Raw genomic sequence first — 18,034 nt, forward strand, 5'->3', positions numbered from 1 at the left:
ACGGCGACGGGCGGCCCCCCCCGCCGCCGTACCGCGCCTGGCCGTTCAGGCCGTCGGCACCCGGTCCAGGAAGCCGCTGACCGAGGCGATCCGGCCGTCCTCGGCGAGCGTGGCCACGTCGAAGCCGGCGACGGGCGCCGAGCCGTCGGGCGCGACCAGCTCCCACCCGAAGCGGACCAGCGCGTGGTGTCCGTCCACCGCACCGGCCGGGCGGAACGCGAACCCCGGGAACTGCTGCCGCACTCCGCCGATGGCGGCCGCCAGCTGCTCGTGCCCCCGTACGTCGACCAGCGGGTCGGTGTACGCGGCGTCGTCGGTGAACGCGGCGGCGACGGCCTTCTCCAGCTCCTCGGGCCCGGCGTTCCAGGCGACGAGGTAGCGCTGCACGGCGTCGTCGTAGGCGGTCATCGTGGATCCCTCCCGTAAGGCTTCCGGCCGGTGGGCCGGGAGCGCTGTGCTCGTGAGGAACACGATGTCCGACGGCGCGCGGGGCGTCGATTACCTCCGGGGTAAGGGGGACGGACCCGGCTACGCCTCGTCCGCGATGACGTGCACGGCGGCCTCCTCGGCGGAGGCGGCGGCGCCGTCGATCCCGACGTCCTCGCCCGCCGTGCTGTCCGGCTCGTCGATGCCGAGGTCCCGGGTGAGCCGCCCGGCGCGTACGGTGCCGACCTCGCGGTCCCAGGGCTCGCCGTCCCCGTCCACCACATCGCCCACCCCGTCACCGGGAGGGCCGCCGCCGTCGGGCCGCTCGCGCGCGAGGCGGCTCTCCAGGGACTCGCCCCGGTGCTGCTCGGCGGCGGTGGTGCCGAGGTCGTCCACGGCGTAGGGGCGCTCGGGAGGCGAGTAGCCCCGGTCCAGGACGTCTTCGACGTCCGGGTCGTCCAAGGTGTCCTCCGTGTCGAGCTGCTCGACCGGATCGGATGCCTCCGACTCCTGCTGGGGCTGATAGACGTCGTCGCCCAGACCGACCTCGTCCATGGCGTTTCCCTTCCCGCGGCGGGACTCTCCTTCAGCATAGGCAGCCCCTGTCCGGACCCGCAGGGCGCGCGCATCTGCATCCCGCACGGGTGTGCGCGACCATGGGCAGTGCAGGGCGGGCGCGCTCCGAGGAGCCTGCCCGGAAACGGTCGTCTGGAGAGCCGTCATGGAGTATCCGGAGAGCTACGAGCTCGTCTTCCAGTCCGCGGCAGTGGAGGACGACGCCGTCACCGTCCACCGGACGGCACAGAGCGGTGCGGGCGGACACCCCGTCTACGAGGACGACACCGGCATCGTCCGCGCCGAGATCAGCGATCACGCGGAGGTGCGCATGCTCGCCAGCGGCGGTCACCAGCACCTGGGGACGCCGATGGTGGTGCGCGAGGAAGCCGCCTGAGCGGCTGACAACCGACGCCCGGTCCGCGCCGCGGCCCGGGCGCCCTTTCCATGCCCGTATCACGGGGAAACGTGCCCGTACATCATGCCGAGGCAGGACATTCTGGTCGGGCCCCTCCCACACTTGGTCGAAATTTTGCCCCGGGTGAGGGGTAGCGGGAGGACACCAGGCAGACTCACCTTGTAGGAATCTCGCCACGAAGAGGATCACGCATGATCACGTTGAAGAAGGAAGACGGCCCGGCGGACCTGGACGGAGTGACCCACCTCTCCATCGGCGTCTCCTGGGACCCCACCGTCGGCAGCAGTGGCGGGCTGATGGGGAAGCTGAAGCAGAAGAAGGGGACCGACCTCGACCTGATCGCCATCGCGATGCAGGGCGCGGACCCGGTGCGGCTGGCCGGCCTGGACTCCCTCGACCCGCTGGGCAACGGCTCGCTGGTCCACAGTGGTGACAACCAGACCGGCAAGGGCGAGGGCGACGACGAGACGGTGACCGTCGACTTCGCCAAGATCCCTTCGAACGTCACGGCGATCGTCTTCGTCGCCGCCGCGTACAAGAAGGGCAGCGCCTTCCAGAACGCGCGCAACGTCAGCATCAAGGTCTACGACGCCACGGGCGGCAGCAGCCAGCAGGTCGCCGACATCTGGCCGTCCCTGCTGACCAGCGACAACGGCTGCGCCGTGGCGAAGGCCATGCGCGTCGGTGCCGGCTGGAAGCTCCAGGTGATCAACGAGACCGGCAAGATCAAGCAGGGCGACGAGCACGCCCTGATGCGGTTCGCGATCAGCAAGTAGTACGGCGTACGACGCGGCCCCGGCCCGTGCGCGCCCGGTCAGTCGACCCGGCGCGCGCGGGCCAGGGCCGTCGGGTTCCCGGCGGCCAGCGGCGACCGCGCCAGCTCCACGCACCCCGCCGCGATCAGCCCCAGGGCCAGCAGCTCGGGCAGCACCCACCAGCCGGTGCGCACCTCCTCGCCGAACAGGGTCACCCCGTACAGGACGCTGATCAGGGCGTCGCCCAGCGTCAGGCACGGCTGCACGGCGACGAGCGTGCCCGCCTGAAGGGCGTTCTGGAGGAGGAACAGCGCGCCGACCCCCGCCGCCGCCGTGGCGTACAGCTGCCAGGAGCTGAACAGCGCCCCGGCGCCGCCCGCGTCGAGCCGCGCCATCGCGTCCTTCATCAGCGCGGCGGTCAGCGCGTAACCGCAGGCGGCGGCCGTGGCCAGCAGGGCGGCCCGGAGATTGCCCCGGGTGGCCAGCGCGCCCGCGATCAGCAGCGCCTCGAACACGGCCGTCAGGATCAGCGCCGGCACCCACGCCGCCCCGTGCACGGAGTCGCTGCCGCCGCCCGGCGCGGCCGTCGCCATTCCGAGGGCCAGCCCGGCCGTCACCGCGGCGACCCCGAGCCAGACCGTCCGGGGCACCCGCGCCCGCATCATGAAACCGGCCAGCAGCAGGGTCGCCGGAAGCTCGATCACGAAGATGGGCTGCACCACGGAGATCGGTCCCGTGGCCAGCGCGACGGCCTGGCAGACGGCGGCGACGATCACCAGGGCGATCCCCGCGAGCCACACCTTCTGACGCAGCAGATGGCCGATGAGTGACACCCGCATGGCCTCGGTCTGCGGGACGTCGAGGGCGGCGCGGCGCTGGAGCACGGAGGCGGAACCGTTGCTGAGGGCGGTCAGGACGGCGAACAGGACGGCGATCACGGGACCATGATGGGGGCGGCCCCGCCCCGATCCCGGCTTCGCCACATGACGGCATGGCGGCCCGGGAAGGCCCCTCATCAGGACCGGATCCGACCGCATGGAGGCGTAGCGTGCCCGTCATGGCCGTGAAGAAGAAGACCTCCGCCGGCGCCGCCCCCGTCCCCGTGCTCACGCCCAGGGCCCTCGGCCGGGCGACCCTGGACCGCCAGCTCCTGCTGCGCCGGGCCGCGATGAGCGCGAAGGACGCCGTCACCCACCTCGTCGGCCTCCAGGCGCAGAACACCAAGCCGCCGTACTACCAGCTCCTGGCCCGGCTCCACGGCTTCCGGCCGGCCGAACTGTCCGCGCTGATGGAGTCCCGCGAGGTCCTCCGCATCGTCTCGCTGCGCTCGACCATCCACACCCACACCGCCGACGACGCCCTCACGCTGCGGCCTCTGGTGCAGGCGGCCCGCGACCGGGAGCTCGGCATCTTCCGCAAGGGGCTCACGGGCGTGGACCTGGACCGTCTGCGCGAGGTGAGCAGGGCATACGTCGAGGAGACGCCCCGCACCCCGAAGGAGATCCGCACCCGGCTGCTCACCGAGTGGCCCGAAGCGGACCCGCAGGCCCTGAGCACCGCCGCCCGCTGTCTGCTGCCCCTGGTCCAGGTCACCCCACGCGGCCTCTGGGGCGTGAGCGGCGGCGTCGCGCTCACCACCGTCGAGCACTGGCTCGGACGCCCGGCCGGTGTGGCCCCCGACATCGAGGGCGCCGTGCTGCGCTACCTCGGCGCGTTCGGCCCCGCCTCGGTGAAGGACATGCAGACCTGGGCCGGACTGACCCGCCTGAAGGAGGTCTTCGAGCGGCTGCGGCCCCGGCTCGTCACCTTCCGCGACGAGCACGGCACCGAGCTCTTTGACCTGCCCGATGCCCCGCGCCCCGCCGAGGACACCCCCGCCCCGCCCCGCTTCCTGCCCGAGTTCGACAACGTCCTGCTCGGCCACGCGGACCGCACCCGCATCATCCCGGCGCCCCTCAAGGGCCTCAACGGGGTGGGCAACCAGGTGTACGGCAGCGTGCTGGTGGACGGGTTCTTCGCGGCGGTCTGGCGGCTGAACACCCCGCGCGACGCCCCGGCCGTCGTCACCGTGCAGGAGGTCCGTCCGCTGACCGCCGCCGAGCGCGACGCCCTGACGGAGGAGGCGGCGGACCTGATCGCGGCGATGACCCCGGCCGCGGAGCACGACATCCGGTTCGGGAAGTTCGTGGACCTGGGGCGCTGAGGAGCGCCGGGTGTACCGCCTGGTGAGGTCGGGGGACACGCCCTACGGCAGCAGCCCCGCCCGCCGGGCCGCCACCACCGCCTCCAGCCGGGTGTGCGCGCCCAGCCGCCGCATCGCGGACCGCAGATAGCCCTTCACCGTCTCCGGGCGCAGCCCCAGCCGGTCCGCCGCCACCGCGTTCGTCGCGCCCGCCGCCACACACGCCAGCACATCGATCTCGCGCGGCGCGAGCCGGACCTCGCGCGCCCCGGGCTCCCGGGTGCCCGTCGCCGAGGCCAGCCGCCCGCACACCGCGAGCAGCTCGTCCCGCAGCGCCGGGTCCAGCACCTTCGGCATCAGGGCGCGCAGCTCGCGGTGCGCCTCCCGGACGTCCTCCCAGGCCCCCGCCGCCCCGGGAGCGGCGTCCGGCTCCGGGCGGCCCGCCGACAGCAGCCGCCGCGCCTCGTCCCGGACCACCAGCGCCTGCTCCACGTCCCGGGCCGCGGCCACCGCCGCGTCGAACGTGCGGTCCCCCAGCGTGAGCGGCTCACGCAGCGCCCCGTACAGCACTCCCCGCACCTCGCGCCGCACCACGACCGGGACGGCGACCACCGAGCGCAGGCCCTCGGCCGCGACGGCCGTGTCGTACTCGTGGCTGATGTGGCGCGAGAAGCGGTAGTCGGTCACCGCGCACGGCCTCGACAGAGCCATGGACTTGCCGCCCAGGCCGCTGCCCGACGAGATCACGAGACCCCGCAGGGCCCCCGTCCGCGCCCCGTTCACCTCGGCGATCCTGGCGTGGCGGCTGTCGGAGAGCAGCCCCCCGAAAGCCACCGGCAACCCGCTCGTCCGGCGCAGCCGCAGCAGCGCCGCTTGCATCTCGACCGCGTCGACGGATTCCGGCACCCTGCCGCCTCTCTGCCCGGCCCCCGATGGAATGGCGGCCCCGCGCCACCCCCGTCCGGGGGTGGTGAGACCTGGGTCACTGTTTACATCATGGGAGGAGCCAAAGGACCGGCCGGGTCGGTAAAGAGGAGGGCACATGCCGGAAACGAGTGCGACGGAGACGTTCCGGGCGGCCCGGGACTTCCTGCTCCGGCATCGCGAGGACTACGCCGCAGCCTACGAGGGCTTCCGCTGGCCCCGCGACGACCACTTCAACTGGGCGCTCGACTGGTTCGACGTCATCGCCCGGGACAACGACCGCACCGCCCTGCACATCGTGGAGGAGGACGGCACCCGTACCGAGGTGTCGTTCGCCGAGATGTCCGCCCGGTCCGACCGGGCCGCGAACTGGCTGCGCGCCCAGGGTGTGCGCGAGGGCGACCGCGTCCTCGTCATGCTCGGCAACCAGGTCGAGCTGTGGGAGACCGCGCTCGCCGCGATGAAGCTCCGAGCCGTCGTCATCCCCGCGACCCCGCTGCTCGGCCCCGCCGACCTGCGCGACCGGGTCGAGCGCGGCCGGGTCCGGCACGTCCTGGTCCGCGACACCGACACGGCGAAGTTCGCCGAGGTGCCCGGCCGCTACACCCGTGTCTGCGTCGGCGCCCCGACCGAGGGCTGGCTCGACTACGCGGAGGCGGCCGAGGCCCCCCGCACGTTCACGCCGGACCGCGAGACCGACGCGGACGAACCGCTGATGCTCTACTTCACCTCCGGCACGACCGCCAGCCCCAAGCTGGTCGAGCACACCCATGTCTCGTACCCCGTGGGCCACTTGGCGACGATGTACTGGATCGGACTGAAGCCCGGCGACGTCCACCTCAACATCTCCTCGCCCGGCTGGGCCAAGCACGCCTGGTCCAACCTCTTCGCCCCGTGGAGCGCGGAGGCGACCGTCTTCATCTTCAACTACACCCGCTTCGACGCCGGCCGTCTGATGGCCGAGATGGACCGCTCCGGCATCACGAGCTTCTGCGCCCCGCCCACCGTGTGGCGCATGCTCATCCAGGCGGACCTGACCCAGCTGAAGACCCCGCCGCGCGAGGTCGTCGCCGCCGGCGAACCTTTGAACCCCGAGGTCATCGAGGCGGTCCGGCGCGCCTGGGGCGTCACCATCCGGGACGGCTTCGGCCAGACGGAGACCGCCGTCCAGGTCGCCAACACCCCCGGCCAGGCCCTGAAGCCCGGCTCCATGGGGCGGCCCAGTCCCGGATTCCGGGTCGTCCTGCTCGACCCGGTGAGCGGGGAGCCCGGCGCGGTCGAGGGCGAGATCTCGCTCGACCTGTCGGCGCGTCCGGTGGGCCTGATGACCGCCTACCACGGCGACCCGGAGCGGACGGCCGAGGCGATGGCCGGCGGCTACTACCGCACCGGGGACATCGGTTCCCGCGACGAGGACGGCTACATCACCTACGTGGGGCGCGCCGACGACGTCTTCAAGTCCTCCGACTACAAGATCTCGCCGTTCGAGCTGGAGAGCGCCCTGCTGGAGCACGAGGCGGTGGTCGAGGCCGCCGTCGTCCCGGCCCCCGACGAGGTCCGCCTCTCCGTCCCGAAGGCGTACGTGGTGCTCGCCGAGGGCTGGGAGCCCGGGCCCGACACCGCCAAGGTGCTCTTCGCCCACTCCCGGTCTGTGCTCGCCCCGTACAAGCGGGTCCGGCGGCTGGAGTTCGCGGAGCTGCCGAAGACCGTCTCCGGCAAGATCCGCCGGATCGAACTGCGCGAGCGCACCGCCCAGGGCGGCGGCATCGAGTACGCCGAGGGGGACCTGGCATGACCGCGCTCTCGTACGCGCACGGCACGGGCACGACCGCCCTGCTCGGCGACACCATCGGCCGCAACCTGGACCGGGCCGTCGCCGCCTGGCCCGACCGCGAGGCACTGGTCGACGTACCGTCCGGGCGGCGCTGGACGTACACGGAGTTCGGCGCGGCCGTGGACGAGCTGGCGCGGGCGCTGATGGCGTCGGGCGTGGCCAAGGGGGACCGGGTCGGCATCTGGGCGGTCAACTGCCCCGAGTGGGTGCTCGTCCAGTACGCCACCGCCCGCATCGGCGCGATCATGGTGAACATCAACCCGGCCTACCGGGCGCACGAGCTGGAGTACGTGCTGAAGCAGGCGGGCATCTCCCTGCTCGCCGCCTCCCTCGCGCGCCACACCAGCGACTACCGGGCCCTGGTCGAGCAGGTCCGCGCCAACTGCCCGGACCTGCGCGCGGTGCACTACATCGGCGACGGGACCTGGGGCGAACTCCTGGCCACCGCGCCCCAGGTGACGGTCAGTCAGCTCGCGGAACGCGAGGCGGCGCTGTCCTGCGACGACCCGATCAACATCCAGTACACCTCCGGCACCACCGGATTCCCCAAGGGGGCGACTCTCTCCCACCACAACATCCTCAACAACGGGTACTTCGTGGGGGAGCTGGTCGCCTACACCGAGGAGGACCGGGTCTGCCTGCCCGTCCCCTTCTACCACTGCTTCGGCATGGTGATGGGCAACCTCGGGATCACCTCGCACGGCGCCTGCATCGTGATCCCCGGCGGCTCGTTCGAACCGGCCGCCGTGCTGGGCGCCGTGCAGCAGGAGCGCTGCACCTCGCTGTACGGGGTGCCCACGATGTTCATCGCCGAGCTCAACCTGCCGGACTTCGCCTCGTACGACCTGTCCTCGCTGCGCACCGGCATCATGGCCGGGTCGCCGTGCCCGGTCGAGGTGATGAAGCGGGTGGTGGCCGAGATGCACATGGAGGAGGTGTCCATCTGCTACGGCATGACGGAGACCTCCCCGGTCTCGACGCAGACCCGCCGCGACGACGACCTGGAACGCCGCACCGGCACCGTGGGCCGCGTCATGCCGCACATCGAGGTCAAGGTCATCGACCCCGCGACGGGTGTGACCCTGGAGCGCGGCCGGTCGGGTGAGCTGTGCACCCGGGGCTACAGCGTGATGCTCGGCTACTGGGACCAGCCCGAGCGCACCGCCGAGGCGATCGACGCGGGGCGCTGGATGCACACCGGGGACCTCGCGGTGATGCGTGAGGACGGCTACGTACAGATCGTCGGGCGCATCAAGGACGTGATCATCCGGGGCGGCGAGAACATCTACCCGCGCGAGATCGAGGAGTTCCTGTACCGCCACCCGAAGATCGCCGACGTGCAGGTGGTCGGCGTGCCCGACGAGCGGTACGGCGAGGAGGTGCTGGCCTGCGTCATCCCCGCCGACCCGGCCGACCCGCCGGCCCTGGAGGACGTACGGGCCTTCTGCGAGGGGCAGTTGGCGCACTACAAGATCCCGCGCCTGCTCCAGATCCTGGAGACCTTCCCGATGACGGTCAGCGGCAAGGTCCGCAAGATCGAACTGCGGGAGACCTACCGGCGTTGAGAAGCTCAGGCCGCCTCGGTCACGTCCCCCGTGCCGCCCCGCGTCGCCGCCGCCCACTGGAGGAGCAGCACCTCGTACGCGGCGGACTCCACGGGGGACCAGTCCTGGCCCGCGCGGGCGTCCACGAGCGCGCGAATCGCCTCGTTGGCCTCCAGGGCGGAGCGCCTCGGGAGCGCGGGGGCGTGCGCGGGCGTGTCCGAGGGTGGTGAAGTCCGTGGAGTTAAGACCATGCGCTCCACTGTAGGGCCCGCCACTGACAACGAACCGCACATCGAGGGCCGTTGGCCAGAACGTGACGGATCACACGCAGGGTGGCCGGGCGGTTCCTGTGAGGTACGACACCTCGACCGGCCGCCGTGTCCGAAAGTGTGAGGTGCGCGCGGTCAGGCGCCGGTGCTGACGAGTTCGTCCGCCGCACCGTTCACCGGCTGCGGCGTGCCGGTGAGGTCCAGGACGAACAGCGGAACGCGCAGGGTGTCCGCGCGCTTCCGGGCCTCCGGTGTGTAGCCCGCGAGCGAGAACAGCACCCCGCGCACGGAGCCGTTGAGCGCGTTGAGCCACAGGCACTCGACGTCCCGCGGCGCGGTCGGCAGGGTCGTGGAGTCGACCTCGGCGATCAGCCCGGCCGCCCGCAGGTCGATCCGGGACGCCGGCCGGTTCACCGGGTGCGTGACGTCCCGGAAGCCGAGCCAGGTGAGATAGAGCGCCGCCGCCGCGACCGCGTCCCGCGCGGTACGGATGGTCAGCGGACGGAACGCCGGACGCGGCGCCGCCGCCGTGCGCGGCAGCGGTATGTGCGCGGGCCGGGCCGCCCCGGTGGAAGCCGCCGGCCGCACCGGCACCCGCAGCACCGCGCCGCACGGGCAGCACAGCTCGGGCTGCGGCCACTGGTCGTGCCGCCCGCAGCCCCGGCAGCGCACGGTCACCCAGTCGTCGTTCCAGGTGCGGTGGGTGATCGGGACGACGGGCGCGCCGCGCAGCAGTGGCGGGGCCGTCGGCTCCCCGCACGGGCACGGGTAGGCGGGGGTCACATACGCGTGGTCGCGGCGGCAGGCCGGGCACCGTACCGGCACTGACTCCACCGTGTGCTCCCTCCGTGCCACTTCCGTAATCCCTCCATGCTCCCCCAAGAGCCCGCCGCCGGGTGGGGAATCCGCCCACTCGGCACCCTTCTCCCCGCCGTTCACCGCTCCCTTGACGACGGTCCGGACGCGGCTTAGATTTGCTTCCACATAACAGAAGAAGTTTTCCGCAATGCGGAATCGGTGATTTGGTGCTCTCAGGTGGCGCGACAGAGCCCGACTCCATCCCCGACTCCACCCAGGGACGAGCAGGAGCACTCAATGCCTCGTATGACCGCTGCCCGCGCGGCAGTCGAGATCCTCAAGCGCGAAGGCGTCAGCAACGCGTTCGGTGTGCCCGGCGCCGCGATCAACCCCTTCTACGCGGCCCTCAAGGCGGCCGGCGGCGTCCACCACACGCTCGCCCGCCACGTGGAGGGCGCCTCCCACATGGCGGAGGGCTACACCCGGGCCCGCCCGGGCAACATCGGCGTCTGCATCGGTACGTCGGGGCCCGCCGGCACCGACATGATCACGGGCCTGTACTCCGCGATCGCGGACTCGATCCCGATCCTGTGCATCACCGGCCAGGCGCCGACCGCCGTCCTGCACAAGGAGGACTTCCAGGCCGTCGACATCGCCTCGATCGCCGCCCCGGTCACCAAGGCGGCGACGACCGTCCTGGAGGCCGCGCAGGTCCCCGGCGTCTTCCAGCAGGCGTTCCACCTGATGCGTACGGGCCGCCCCGGCCCGGTCCTCATCGACCTCCCGATCGACGTCCAGCTCACCGAGATCGAGTTCGACCCCGACCTGTACGAGCCGCTGCCGGTGCACAAGCCGGCAGCGTCCCGCAAGCAGATCGAGCGCGCTCTCGACATGCTCAACGCCTCGGAGCGCCCGCTGCTCGTCGCGGGCGGCGGCATCATCAACGCCGACGCGTCGGAACTACTCGTCGAATTCGCCGAGTTGACGGGCGTCCCGGTCGTCCCGACCCTGATGGGCTGGGGCATCCTCCCCGACGACCACGAGCTGAACGCCGGCATGGTCGGCCTCCAGACCTCGCACCGCTACGGCAACGCGAACTTCCTGGAGTCCGACTTCGTCCTCGGCATCGGCAACCGCTGGGCCAACCGCCACACGGGCAAGCTCGACGTCTACACGGAGGGCCGCACCTTCGTCCACGTGGACATCGCGCCCACTCAGATCGGCAAGATCTTCGCCCCGGACCTCGGCATCGTCTCCGACGCGAAGGCGGCGCTGGAACTGTTCGTGGAGGTCGCCCGCGAGCGGAAGACGGCGGGCAGGCTCGCGGACCGCTCGGCCTGGGCGGCGTCCACGCAGGAGCGCCGCGCCGCCTTGCAGCGCCGTACGCACTTCGACAACGTCCCGCTGAAGCCGCAGCGCGTCTACGAGGAGATGAACCGCGCGTTCGGCCCGGAGACCCGGTACGTCACGACGATCGGCCTCTCGCAGATCGCGGGCGCCCAGATGCTCCACGTGTACCGCCCGCGCCACTGGATCAACTGCGGCCAGGCCGGGCCCCTCGGCTGGACCATCCCGGCCGCGCTCGGCGTCGCCACGGCCGACCCCGACGGCTCGGTGGTCGCGCTCTCGGGCGACTACGACTTCCAGTTCATGCTGGAGGAGCTGGCGGTGGGCGCCCAGCACCGCATCCCGTACGTGCACGTGCTGGTCAACAACTCGTACCTCGGCCTGATCCGCCAGGCCCAGCGGAACTTCGACATCGACTTCCAGGTCAACCTGGAGTTCGAGAACCTCAACTCCCCGGAGCTGGGCGTCTACGGCGTGGACCACGTCAAGGTGGTCGAGGGCCTGGGCTGCAAGGCCATCCGCGTCACGGAGCCGGACGCCCTCCTCCCGGCCTTCGAGGAGGCGAAGAAGCTGGCCGCGGAACACCGCGTCCCGGTGGTGGTCGAAGCGATCCTGGAACGCGTCACGAACATCTCGATGAGCGGCTCGGACATCGCGTCGGTCAATGAGTTCGAGGACATCGCGACGGACCCGTCGCACGCCCCTACGGCGATCAGGCCGTACGTCGGAGCCTGATCCGTAGGCCCTGAGGCCCGACCCCGAAGAGCACCTACGGACGTCCGTAGGTGCTCTTTCGCCTGTGTCCCGCGCGGATGTGCGTCCACGTGCCTTCCGCGCCGGCCTGGTCCCGCGCCTCGGCCGGGCATCTCGGCCGCCCTGGCCATCGGGCCTCACGCGCCCCCGTGTGCATCGTCCCAGCGGGTTCGAGCCGCGCCTCCCGCGCGTCTTGTACGTTCCTGGCATGACCTCCGACCGCCCCCGCACGTCCATCAGCGCCTGGCGGCCGCCGGTGCCCGGAATCTCCGAGGTCTTCCGCGCCCACTTCACCGGCCACGCGTACCCGACCACCCCAGTCGCACCTGCTCGTGCGACAGACCCGACGCTGGATGCCCGGAAACGGGCGGAGAAGGAGCGGCACGGATGCCCCGAACCATGCGGCAAGGCGGACCGGTGAAGAATCCCGCGGCACCGCGCCTGCCGGCCCGCCACGAACCGGCGGAGCTGTGGCGGGACGCCCTGGAGGACGACGCGATCGTCAAGCGCGTCGTGTATGCCGGCACCTCCTTCGCCGGTGTCCACGCGGAGGCGTTCGAGGCCGAGGGCTGCCGGTTCGAGGGGGTCCGCTTCGCCGGGGCCGTGATGCGGCAGAGCCAGATCTCCGACTCCGTCCTCGACACCTGCGACTTCGCCGAACTGAAGGCCGACGACGTCTCCCTGGTTCGCTGCGCCGTGTCGGGCAGCCGTCTCACCGGGTCGTCGTGGAGGGCCGCGACCTTCCGCGACGTGCGCTTCGAGAACGGCAAGGCCGACCACGCGCTCTTCCGGGAGTGCAGGTTCTACGGCGTCGCCTTCGAGGACGTCCCCATGCACGGCGTGGACTTCCAGAAGTCCGAGATGCACAACGTGCGCTTCACCAACTGCGATCTCACCGGAGCCCAGTTCGCGCACCTGGTCCCAGGAAGCGTCCGCTTCGAGAACTGCACACTCACGGACGTGGGCGGCGCCGCCTCACTCAGAGGCGTCGTGGTGCAGGGCCCGGGATCGATGGAACTGGCCCTGAGCCTGGCACGGGAGGCCGGGATCGTCTTCGAGTAGTCCGCTGTCAGCGGCCCACGGGCCGCGCACGTCGGCCCGACTTGATCCACGGCCATTTCACGATGCAGACCACGACGGGGGCGAGGAGCATGGCCAACAGCCACAGCCCCACACTCGCCGGAGAGTAGATGTAGTAGCGCCAATGCTCCGGCAAGGGGGACGGCGCGAGCAGAAGCAGGATCAGCGCGGCCCAAGTCGCCAGCACAGCGGCTGCCATACGTGCTGCGGTCATCTCCGTCGGCCCCCTCGGTGGTGCTCACCTCTTCGGAACGGATGATAAGGCGGTCGAAACGATCTCGGTGTGGCGGGGGCGACCGGAGAGCGCGGGCGGCGCCCACGGCGACCGCCTGCACGTTCATACCGTTGGTGCTCGTGTCCCTGCGCCGCCGCAGGGCTTGATCGTTCTTCTCGAAGCTGAGGTGCCCTCGGCTGATGGGCAGCAGCAATTCGCTTTCCTCGACGAAGGCCATGGCGTAACGTCGCGCTCTTCGCCGCTGGGCGGTGGAGTACCGGCAGGAGACTGTCATGGCTGATCCGCGACAGCGGTTGCAGCGGGCGTTGGACGAGCTGGGCGAAGTGTTCGTACCGGCGCGGGACTTCGACCTCGACGGGTGTCTGTACTGCTATGGCGAGGCCGATATCGCCGCGCTGGCCGGGCCGCCGGAGGCGGTGCCCGACGATCTCGTGACGACCCCGCTGAGCGAGGTGCCCTCGCACTGGGACAAGCCGGAGGAATTGCTGCGTCGGATGGTGCCTCGGATCGCGCGGCTACTGGTGCGGGGCGAGACGCACCTCGACGCAGGGCTGATCGGGACGCGGTTCGTTCAGGCCGACTGGACGCGGTGGCCGCCGGCGGAGACGACCGCGCTGCGGGAGCTGTGGGTGTCCTGGTGGGCGGCGACGCTCGACCGGTACCCGGCCCCGATGGCGGCGTACGACGTCCTCAACATCGTCACGGTCGTCACGGGCGCTCTGAACCCGTGGCTGGAGGTGTGGGAACAGGCCCGCACCCCCAGCGCTACCAGGCACCTGGAAGAGCTTGTCGATCTCTGGTGCTTCGAGGACCAGCTGTCCGAGCTGAAGCTGGGTTTCCTCGATGAGTACGACGCCACCCCGGAGCTGCTGCCGTGGGTACTCGGTCACGGGCGCACGCGGATCGGACCACGCCACGTCGCGCAGTTGGACGAACTGGAGCGGTACTCGTCGTACCTGCATCCGCCGGGAGATTCGATCAGCCGATGGTGAAGCGCTGGTTCTGGGCGTTCCGGTCGCAGGTGGCGGTGCGGTAGTAGCCGTCGTCCTGCTGGTGGAGGCAGCGGCCCGTGCCGACGCTCTGGAGCATGACGGCGCTGCGGGCGGCGGGCTGGACGGTGCGCCACTTCTGGTACGAGCCGCCGTTGCAGCGCTGCGGGTAGACGTCACCTCGGTCATTGCTGTCGAGGCAGCGGCCCCAGAAGTCGTTCTTCAGCGTGGTGCTGGTGTTGAGGCGGCCGTTCCACTGCCACCGGAGGCTGCCGCGTCCGGTGGTGCAGCGGTCGCCCTTCAGGCCGGTTTCGGAGGTCTCGCGCAGGCAGTCACCGTAGCGGTAGTTCGCGAAGCGGCTGGTGGCGGTGGCGGCCGAGGCGGGCGCGGGCGTGAGGAGGGGGAGGGCGAGGGCGGCTGCGGCGATGAGGGAGGCGAGAGCCTTCCGGGTCGGGCGGGGCACTGGGGGGCTCCTTGCGGTGGTCCTCGGAGGTACCTCGACATGATCCCCGAGCAGCACCCCGAATGCCTGAAATGTCAGGGAGACTCGCCGACGACTGACGGAATCTGCCACCTGTCCCACTGCCCATCCGGCGCGTTCCGTCTCTGGCTGGGTACGACGAACACCCCCAGCGCACGAAAAGGGCGCGGAGTACGGGACCGTATCCGTACTCCGCGCCCTGGTTCAGGGAAGAACAGGGGCCGCGGCGGCAACGCGAAGGGGGGCTGCACGGGCCTTCAGGTCTGGTGACCGGGCCGCCTCCCGCGTACCACCGCACTGGCATCGCGCCACCGCCGCGGCCTCGTCCTGCCCGCGTCGCGCACAACCCCTCATCCGGGTGGACGCGTCGGCGCGGGCAGGGTTCAGGGGTGAGGTCAGTCCTCGCGGAGGGCGCGGACCGCCTCTTCCACACGCTTGCCGTACTCGGGGTCGGCGGCGTGGAAGTGGGCGAGGTTCTTCTCGACGACGTCGTCACGGGAGACCTGGGAGAGGCCGCCCGCGATGTTGGCGATCAGGCGGTCCTTCTCGTCGGCCGACATCAGGCGGTACAGCTCGCCCGCCTGGAAGAAGTCGTCGTCCTTGGTGTGGGCGGGCGCCTCGTGGGTGCCGGTCCAGCCCTGGACGGGGAGTGGGGCCGAGGGCGCCGCGTCCGTCTGGGCGGGGCCCTCGTACGAGTTGGGCTCGTAGTTCTTGTCGTGGCGCGAGCCGTACCGCGTGGCGTGGAGGCCGTCGCGGCCGTAGTTGTCCGCGGTCGCGGCGCGCGGGGCGTTGACCGGGAGCTGGGTGTGGTTGATGCCCAGGCGGTAGCGCTGCGCGTCCGCGTAGGCGAACAGGCGGCCCTGGAGCATCTTGTCCGGGGACGGACCGATGCCGGGCACGAAGTTGTTCGGCGAGAACGCGGCCTGCTCGACCTCGGCGAAGACGTTGTCCGGGTTGCGGTCCAGCACCAGCCGGCCCACCCGCTGGAGCGGGTAGTCCGCGTGCGGCCACACCTTGGTGACGTCGAACGGGTTGAAGCGGTAGTCCGCTGCCTCGGCGGCCGGCATGAGCTGTACGTAAAGCGTCCAGGACGGGTTCATGCCGCGCTCGATGGCCTGGAGCAGGTCCGTCTGGTGCGAGTTGCCGTCCTTGCCGACGAGCTCGGCGGCCTGGTCGGCGGAGAGCGAGCGCACGCCCTGGTTCGTCTTGAAGTGGTACTTCACGAAGTACGCGTCGCCCGCGGCGTTCGTCCACTGGTAGGTGTGCGAGCCGAAGCCGCTCATGTGGCGGTACGAGGCGGGGATGCCGCGGTCGCCCATCAGCCAGGTGATCTGGTGCGTGGCCTCGGGGGAGTTCGCCCAGAAGTCCCAGACGTTGTCCGGCTCCTGGCGGCCCGTGAACGGGTCGCGCTTCTGCGAGTGGATGAAGTCGGGGAACTTGATCGGGTCCTTGATGAAGAACACCGGGGTGTTGTTGCCGACGAGGTCGTAATTGCCCTCGTCCGTGTAGAACTTGACGGCGAAACCGCGCGGGTCGCGCACCGCGTCCGCGCCGCCCAGCGAGTCGGCGACGGTGGAGAAGCGGAGGAACGTCTCGGTGCGGCGGCCCACCTCGGAGAGGAAGTCGGCGCGGGTGTACGCGGTGACGTCGTCGGTCACCTCGAAGTAGCCGTACGCGCCGGAGCCCCGGGCGTGCACCACGCGCTCCGGGATGCGCTCCCGGTTGAAACGGGCGAGCTTCTCCAGGAGGTGGCCGTCCTGGAGGAGGATCGGGCCTCCGGCACCCGCGGTGGCGGAGTTCTGGTTGTCGGCGACCGGGGCGCCGGACTCGGTCGTAAGCACACGCTGCGTCATGGTGTCGGGGCGACCTTCCGTACGGGAGCTGCTGAACTGCGACGGCCAGGGGGCAGAGTCCTGGGGGCGTGTCCGGAGCGTAAAGAGGCCCGGGATGCGGCGTCAACAGTTTGTTGAAATTCGTGGTGGGAGGGTGTTCCGGACGGTGCCGGCGCCTGGGCGCGACAGGACAGGTGTCAGCGACGGCACCGTCCGGAAGTCTGTGGGGAGGGAGGGGAGCGGCCGGGCTCAGCCCTGGACGGGCAGGCCGGACAGGCGCTCGACCGAGCGCAGCAGCGCCGAGTGGTCCAGGCCGCCGTCGCCCTGCGCGCGCAGCGAGGCGACGAGCTGGGCGACCACACCGCCGACCGGCAGCGCGGCACCGACGTTGCGGGCGGCGTCCGTGACGATGCCCATGTCCTTGTGGTGCAGGTCGATCCGGAAGCCGGGGGCGAAGTCCCGGTTGAGGAAGTTGGCCTTCTTGCGGGTCAGCACGGTCGAACCGGCCAGGCCGCCGTTGAGGACGTCCAGCGCGGCGGCGAGGTCCACGCCGGACTTCTCCAGGAAGACCACGGCCTCGGCGCACGCCTGGATGTTCACCGCGACGATCAGCTGGTTCGCGGCCTTCACCGTCTGGCCGGAGCCGTGCGGGCCGCACAGCACGATGGTCCTGCCGAGCGCTTCGAGCACCGGCTTGGCCGCGTCGAAATCGGCCTGCTCGCCGCCCACCATGATGGAGAGGACGGCCTCGATCGCACCGGCCTCGCCGCCGGAGACGGGGGCGTCCAGGACCCGGATGCCCTTCTCCGCGGCGTTCTTCGCGAGGTCCACGGAGGTCTGCGGGGTGATCGAGGACATGTCGATCAGCAACGCCCCGCGCTTCGCGTTCTCCAGGATGCCGTCGGGGCCGTACGAGATGGCCTCGACCTGCGGGGACGCGGGCACCATCGTGATGACCACGTCCGCGTCCTCGACCGCCTCGGCGATCGAGGAGGCGCCGGTGCCGCCGGCCGCGGCCAGCCGGTCGACCTTGTCCTGCTCCAGGGTGTAACCGGTGACGTCGTAACCGGCCTTGATCAGGTTCTCCGACATGGGCGAACCCATGATGCCGAGACCGATCCACGCAACCTTGGGGAGGTTGTTGCTCATGAGGGTGCCTTCCGATCAGCGTGTACAGGGGCTCCTGCGGGGCCTCAGCGGGCGGGACGCGCCGCGGCCGGGAGCCAGTCGAAGGAATCGGCGCTCGGACGGTCGCCGGGCTTGTACTCCAGCCCGACCCAGCCCTCGTAACCGGCCTTCGTCAGCTCGTCGAGGAGCTGCTCCAGGGGGAGCGAGCCGGTGCCGGGCGCGCCGCGGCCCGGGTTGTCGGCGATCTGGACGTGCCCGGTCTTGTCGGCGTACGCGGTGATGACCTGGCTCAGGTCCTCGCCGTTCATCGACAGGTGGTACAGGTCCAGCAGGAACTTCGCGTTGCCGAGGCCGGTAGCGGCGTTGACCCGGTCCACGACCTCGATCCCGGCCGGTGCGCTCACCAGCGGATAGCGCGGCGACTCCGGGGCGTTCAGGGTCTCGATCAGCAGCACCGCGCCGATCCGGTCGGGGGGGGGGGGGG

The 18,034-nt window shown here is 71.2% G+C and carries 20 protein-coding genes; 9 read left to right on the forward strand and 11 right to left on the reverse strand.

Translation table 11 applies throughout. The annotated features are described in order from the left end of the window. Positions 1 to 45: 45 nt before the first annotated feature. Together ACN6LM_RS34235 and ACN6LM_RS34240 are read right to left on the reverse strand one after the other, a co-directional pair. Positions 46 to 408 (reverse strand): nuclear transport factor 2 family protein, encoded by a 363-nt coding sequence (locus ACN6LM_RS34235; RefSeq protein WP_445069280.1) that lies wholly within the window; start codon positions 406 to 408, stop codon positions 46 to 48. A gap of 120 nt (positions 409 to 528) precedes the next feature. Further along, complete coding sequence (locus tag ACN6LM_RS34240; protein WP_445069281.1) at positions 529 to 981, reverse strand: DUF5709 domain-containing protein; 453 nt, start codon at positions 979 to 981, stop codon at positions 529 to 531. A gap of 166 nt (positions 982 to 1,147) precedes the next feature. On the opposite strand from ACN6LM_RS34240, the gene ACN6LM_RS34245 reads away from it, so the two are divergent. Both ACN6LM_RS34245 and ACN6LM_RS34250 read left to right on the forward strand, forming a co-directional pair. Next, complete coding sequence (locus ACN6LM_RS34245; protein WP_361028638.1) at positions 1,148 to 1,378, forward strand: DUF6296 family protein; 231 nt, start codon at positions 1,148 to 1,150, stop codon at positions 1,376 to 1,378. Positions 1,379 to 1,590: 212 nt separating this feature from the next. Next, positions 1,591 to 2,175, forward strand: coding sequence for a TerD family protein (locus tag ACN6LM_RS34250; RefSeq protein WP_445069282.1), 585 nt, complete (start codon positions 1,591 to 1,593; stop codon positions 2,173 to 2,175). 38 nt (positions 2,176 to 2,213) lie between these two features. Here ACN6LM_RS34250 and ACN6LM_RS34255 read toward each other — a convergent pair whose 3' ends face one another. Continuing rightward, positions 2,214 to 3,092 (reverse strand): DMT family transporter, encoded by an 879-nt coding sequence (locus ACN6LM_RS34255; protein ID WP_445069283.1) that lies wholly within the window; start codon positions 3,090 to 3,092, stop codon positions 2,214 to 2,216. A 119-nt stretch (positions 3,093 to 3,211) separates the two neighbouring features. On the opposite strand from ACN6LM_RS34255, the gene ACN6LM_RS34260 reads away from it, so the two are divergent. Then, positions 3,212 to 4,357, forward strand: a complete 1,146-nt coding sequence (locus ACN6LM_RS34260; protein WP_445069284.1) for a winged helix DNA-binding domain-containing protein — start codon at positions 3,212 to 3,214, stop codon at positions 4,355 to 4,357. 42 nt (positions 4,358 to 4,399) lie between these two features. On the opposite strand, the gene ACN6LM_RS34265 is transcribed toward ACN6LM_RS34260, so the two are convergent. Next, positions 4,400 to 5,242, reverse strand: coding sequence for a response regulator transcription factor (locus tag ACN6LM_RS34265; RefSeq protein WP_445069285.1), 843 nt, complete (start codon positions 5,240 to 5,242; stop codon positions 4,400 to 4,402). 136 nt (positions 5,243 to 5,378) lie between these two features. On the opposite strand from ACN6LM_RS34265, the gene ACN6LM_RS34270 reads away from it, so the two are divergent. Then, complete coding sequence (locus tag ACN6LM_RS34270; protein WP_445069286.1) at positions 5,379 to 7,055, forward strand: AMP-binding protein; 1,677 nt, start codon at positions 5,379 to 5,381, stop codon at positions 7,053 to 7,055. Continuing rightward, positions 7,052 to 8,659 carry an AMP-binding protein gene (locus tag ACN6LM_RS34275; protein ID WP_445069287.1) on the forward strand — a complete coding sequence of 536 codons (1,608 nt, stop codon included), beginning with the start codon at positions 7,052 to 7,054 and terminating at the stop codon, positions 8,657 to 8,659. The genes ACN6LM_RS34270 and ACN6LM_RS34275 overlap by 4 nt, the downstream gene beginning before the upstream one ends. 5 nt (positions 8,660 to 8,664) lie before the next feature. On the opposite strand, the gene ACN6LM_RS34280 is transcribed toward ACN6LM_RS34275, so the two are convergent. Together ACN6LM_RS34280 and ACN6LM_RS34285 are read right to left on the reverse strand one after the other, a co-directional pair. Next, positions 8,665 to 8,889, reverse strand: a complete 225-nt coding sequence (locus tag ACN6LM_RS34280) for a hypothetical protein (RefSeq protein ID WP_164403429.1) — start codon at positions 8,887 to 8,889, stop codon at positions 8,665 to 8,667. A gap of 153 nt (positions 8,890 to 9,042) precedes the next feature. Continuing rightward, the gene (locus ACN6LM_RS34285; protein ID WP_445069288.1) at positions 9,043 to 9,741 is read right to left on the reverse strand and encodes a hypothetical protein; all 699 of its coding nucleotides are present in this window, start codon (positions 9,739 to 9,741) and stop codon (positions 9,043 to 9,045) included. Between the two features lie 261 nt (positions 9,742 to 10,002). Between ACN6LM_RS34285 and gcl the strand changes: the two genes are divergently transcribed. The 3 genes from gcl to ACN6LM_RS34300 all read left to right on the forward strand — a co-directional run bounded on the left by gcl (position 10,003) and on the right by ACN6LM_RS34300 (position 12,867). Next, entirely contained in the window at positions 10,003 to 11,787 is a 1,785-nt protein-coding gene (gene gcl, locus ACN6LM_RS34290; protein WP_445069289.1) for a glyoxylate carboligase, read from the forward strand. A gap of 226 nt (positions 11,788 to 12,013) precedes the next feature. Beyond that, on the forward strand, positions 12,014 to 12,226 hold the full coding sequence (locus ACN6LM_RS34295) for a hypothetical protein (protein ID WP_445069290.1): 213 nt from the start codon (positions 12,014 to 12,016) through the stop codon (positions 12,224 to 12,226). After that, positions 12,223 to 12,867, forward strand: coding sequence for a pentapeptide repeat-containing protein (locus ACN6LM_RS34300; RefSeq protein WP_445069291.1), 645 nt, complete (start codon positions 12,223 to 12,225; stop codon positions 12,865 to 12,867). Before ACN6LM_RS34295 ends, ACN6LM_RS34300 begins: the two co-directional genes overlap by 4 nt. Positions 12,868 to 12,874: 7 nt before the next feature. Here the strand turns inward: ACN6LM_RS34300 and ACN6LM_RS34305 are convergent, their stop codons facing one another. Next, positions 12,875 to 13,099 carry a hypothetical protein gene (locus ACN6LM_RS34305; protein WP_445069292.1) on the reverse strand — a complete coding sequence of 75 codons (225 nt, stop codon included), beginning with the start codon at positions 13,097 to 13,099 and terminating at the stop codon, positions 12,875 to 12,877. A gap of 293 nt (positions 13,100 to 13,392) precedes the next feature. On the opposite strand from ACN6LM_RS34305, the gene ACN6LM_RS34310 reads away from it, so the two are divergent. Then, the gene (locus tag ACN6LM_RS34310; RefSeq protein WP_445069293.1) at positions 13,393 to 14,112 is read left to right on the forward strand and encodes a hypothetical protein; all 720 of its coding nucleotides are present in this window, start codon (positions 13,393 to 13,395) and stop codon (positions 14,110 to 14,112) included. Here ACN6LM_RS34310 and ACN6LM_RS34315 read toward each other — a convergent pair. From ACN6LM_RS34315 to ACN6LM_RS34330, 4 genes are all read right to left on the reverse strand, one after another. Next, a complete protein-coding gene (locus ACN6LM_RS34315; RefSeq protein ID WP_445069294.1) occupies positions 14,099 to 14,572 on the reverse strand; it encodes an RICIN domain-containing protein in 474 nt (157 codons plus the stop codon). The two genes, ACN6LM_RS34310 and ACN6LM_RS34315, sit on opposite strands and share 14 nt — an antisense overlap. A gap of 413 nt (positions 14,573 to 14,985) precedes the next feature. Beyond that, positions 14,986 to 16,443, reverse strand: a complete 1,458-nt coding sequence (locus ACN6LM_RS34320; RefSeq protein ID WP_445069295.1) for a catalase — start codon at positions 16,441 to 16,443, stop codon at positions 14,986 to 14,988. A gap of 228 nt (positions 16,444 to 16,671) precedes the next feature. Then, positions 16,672 to 17,571, reverse strand: a complete 900-nt coding sequence (locus ACN6LM_RS34325) for a 2-hydroxy-3-oxopropionate reductase (protein WP_445069296.1) — start codon at positions 17,569 to 17,571, stop codon at positions 16,672 to 16,674. A 44-nt stretch (positions 17,572 to 17,615) separates the two neighbouring features. Next, a partial coding sequence (locus ACN6LM_RS34330) for a TIM barrel protein (RefSeq protein WP_445069297.1) occupies positions 17,616 to 18,034 on the reverse strand: 419 nt, incomplete at its 5' end.

This window comes from Streptomyces sp. SAS_281 (assembly GCF_052542855.1).

Bases quoted from the DNA above. Each gene is read 5' to 3' on its own strand.
- ACN6LM_RS34235 (WP_445069280.1), bottom strand. From the start codon at position 408: ATGACCGCCTACGACGACGCCGTGCAGCGCTACCTCGTCGCCTGGAAC.
- ACN6LM_RS34240 (WP_445069281.1), bottom strand. From the start codon at position 981: ATGGACGAGGTCGGTCTGGGCGACGACGTCTATCAGCCCCAGCAGGAG.
- ACN6LM_RS34245 (WP_361028638.1), top strand. From the start codon at position 1,148: ATGGAGTATCCGGAGAGCTACGAGCTCGTCTTCCAGTCCGCGGCAGTG.
- ACN6LM_RS34250 (WP_445069282.1), top strand. From the start codon at position 1,591: ATGATCACGTTGAAGAAGGAAGACGGCCCGGCGGACCTGGACGGAGTG.
- ACN6LM_RS34260 (WP_445069284.1), top strand. From the start codon at position 3,212: ATGGCCGTGAAGAAGAAGACCTCCGCCGGCGCCGCCCCCGTCCCCGTG.
- ACN6LM_RS34270 (WP_445069286.1), top strand. From the start codon at position 5,379: ATGCCGGAAACGAGTGCGACGGAGACGTTCCGGGCGGCCCGGGACTTC.
- ACN6LM_RS34275 (WP_445069287.1), top strand. From the start codon at position 7,052: ATGACCGCGCTCTCGTACGCGCACGGCACGGGCACGACCGCCCTGCTC.
- ACN6LM_RS34280 (WP_164403429.1), bottom strand. From the start codon at position 8,889: ATGGTCTTAACTCCACGGACTTCACCACCCTCGGACACGCCCGCGCAC.
- gcl (WP_445069289.1), top strand. From the start codon at position 10,003: ATGCCTCGTATGACCGCTGCCCGCGCGGCAGTCGAGATCCTCAAGCGC.
- ACN6LM_RS34295 (WP_445069290.1), top strand. From the start codon at position 12,014: ATGACCTCCGACCGCCCCCGCACGTCCATCAGCGCCTGGCGGCCGCCG.
- ACN6LM_RS34305 (WP_445069292.1), bottom strand. From the start codon at position 13,099: ATGACCGCAGCACGTATGGCAGCCGCTGTGCTGGCGACTTGGGCCGCG.
- ACN6LM_RS34310 (WP_445069293.1), top strand. From the start codon at position 13,393: ATGGCTGATCCGCGACAGCGGTTGCAGCGGGCGTTGGACGAGCTGGGC.
- ACN6LM_RS34320 (WP_445069295.1), bottom strand. From the start codon at position 16,443: ATGACGCAGCGTGTGCTTACGACCGAGTCCGGCGCCCCGGTCGCCGAC.
- ACN6LM_RS34325 (WP_445069296.1), bottom strand. From the start codon at position 17,571: ATGAGCAACAACCTCCCCAAGGTTGCGTGGATCGGTCTCGGCATCATG.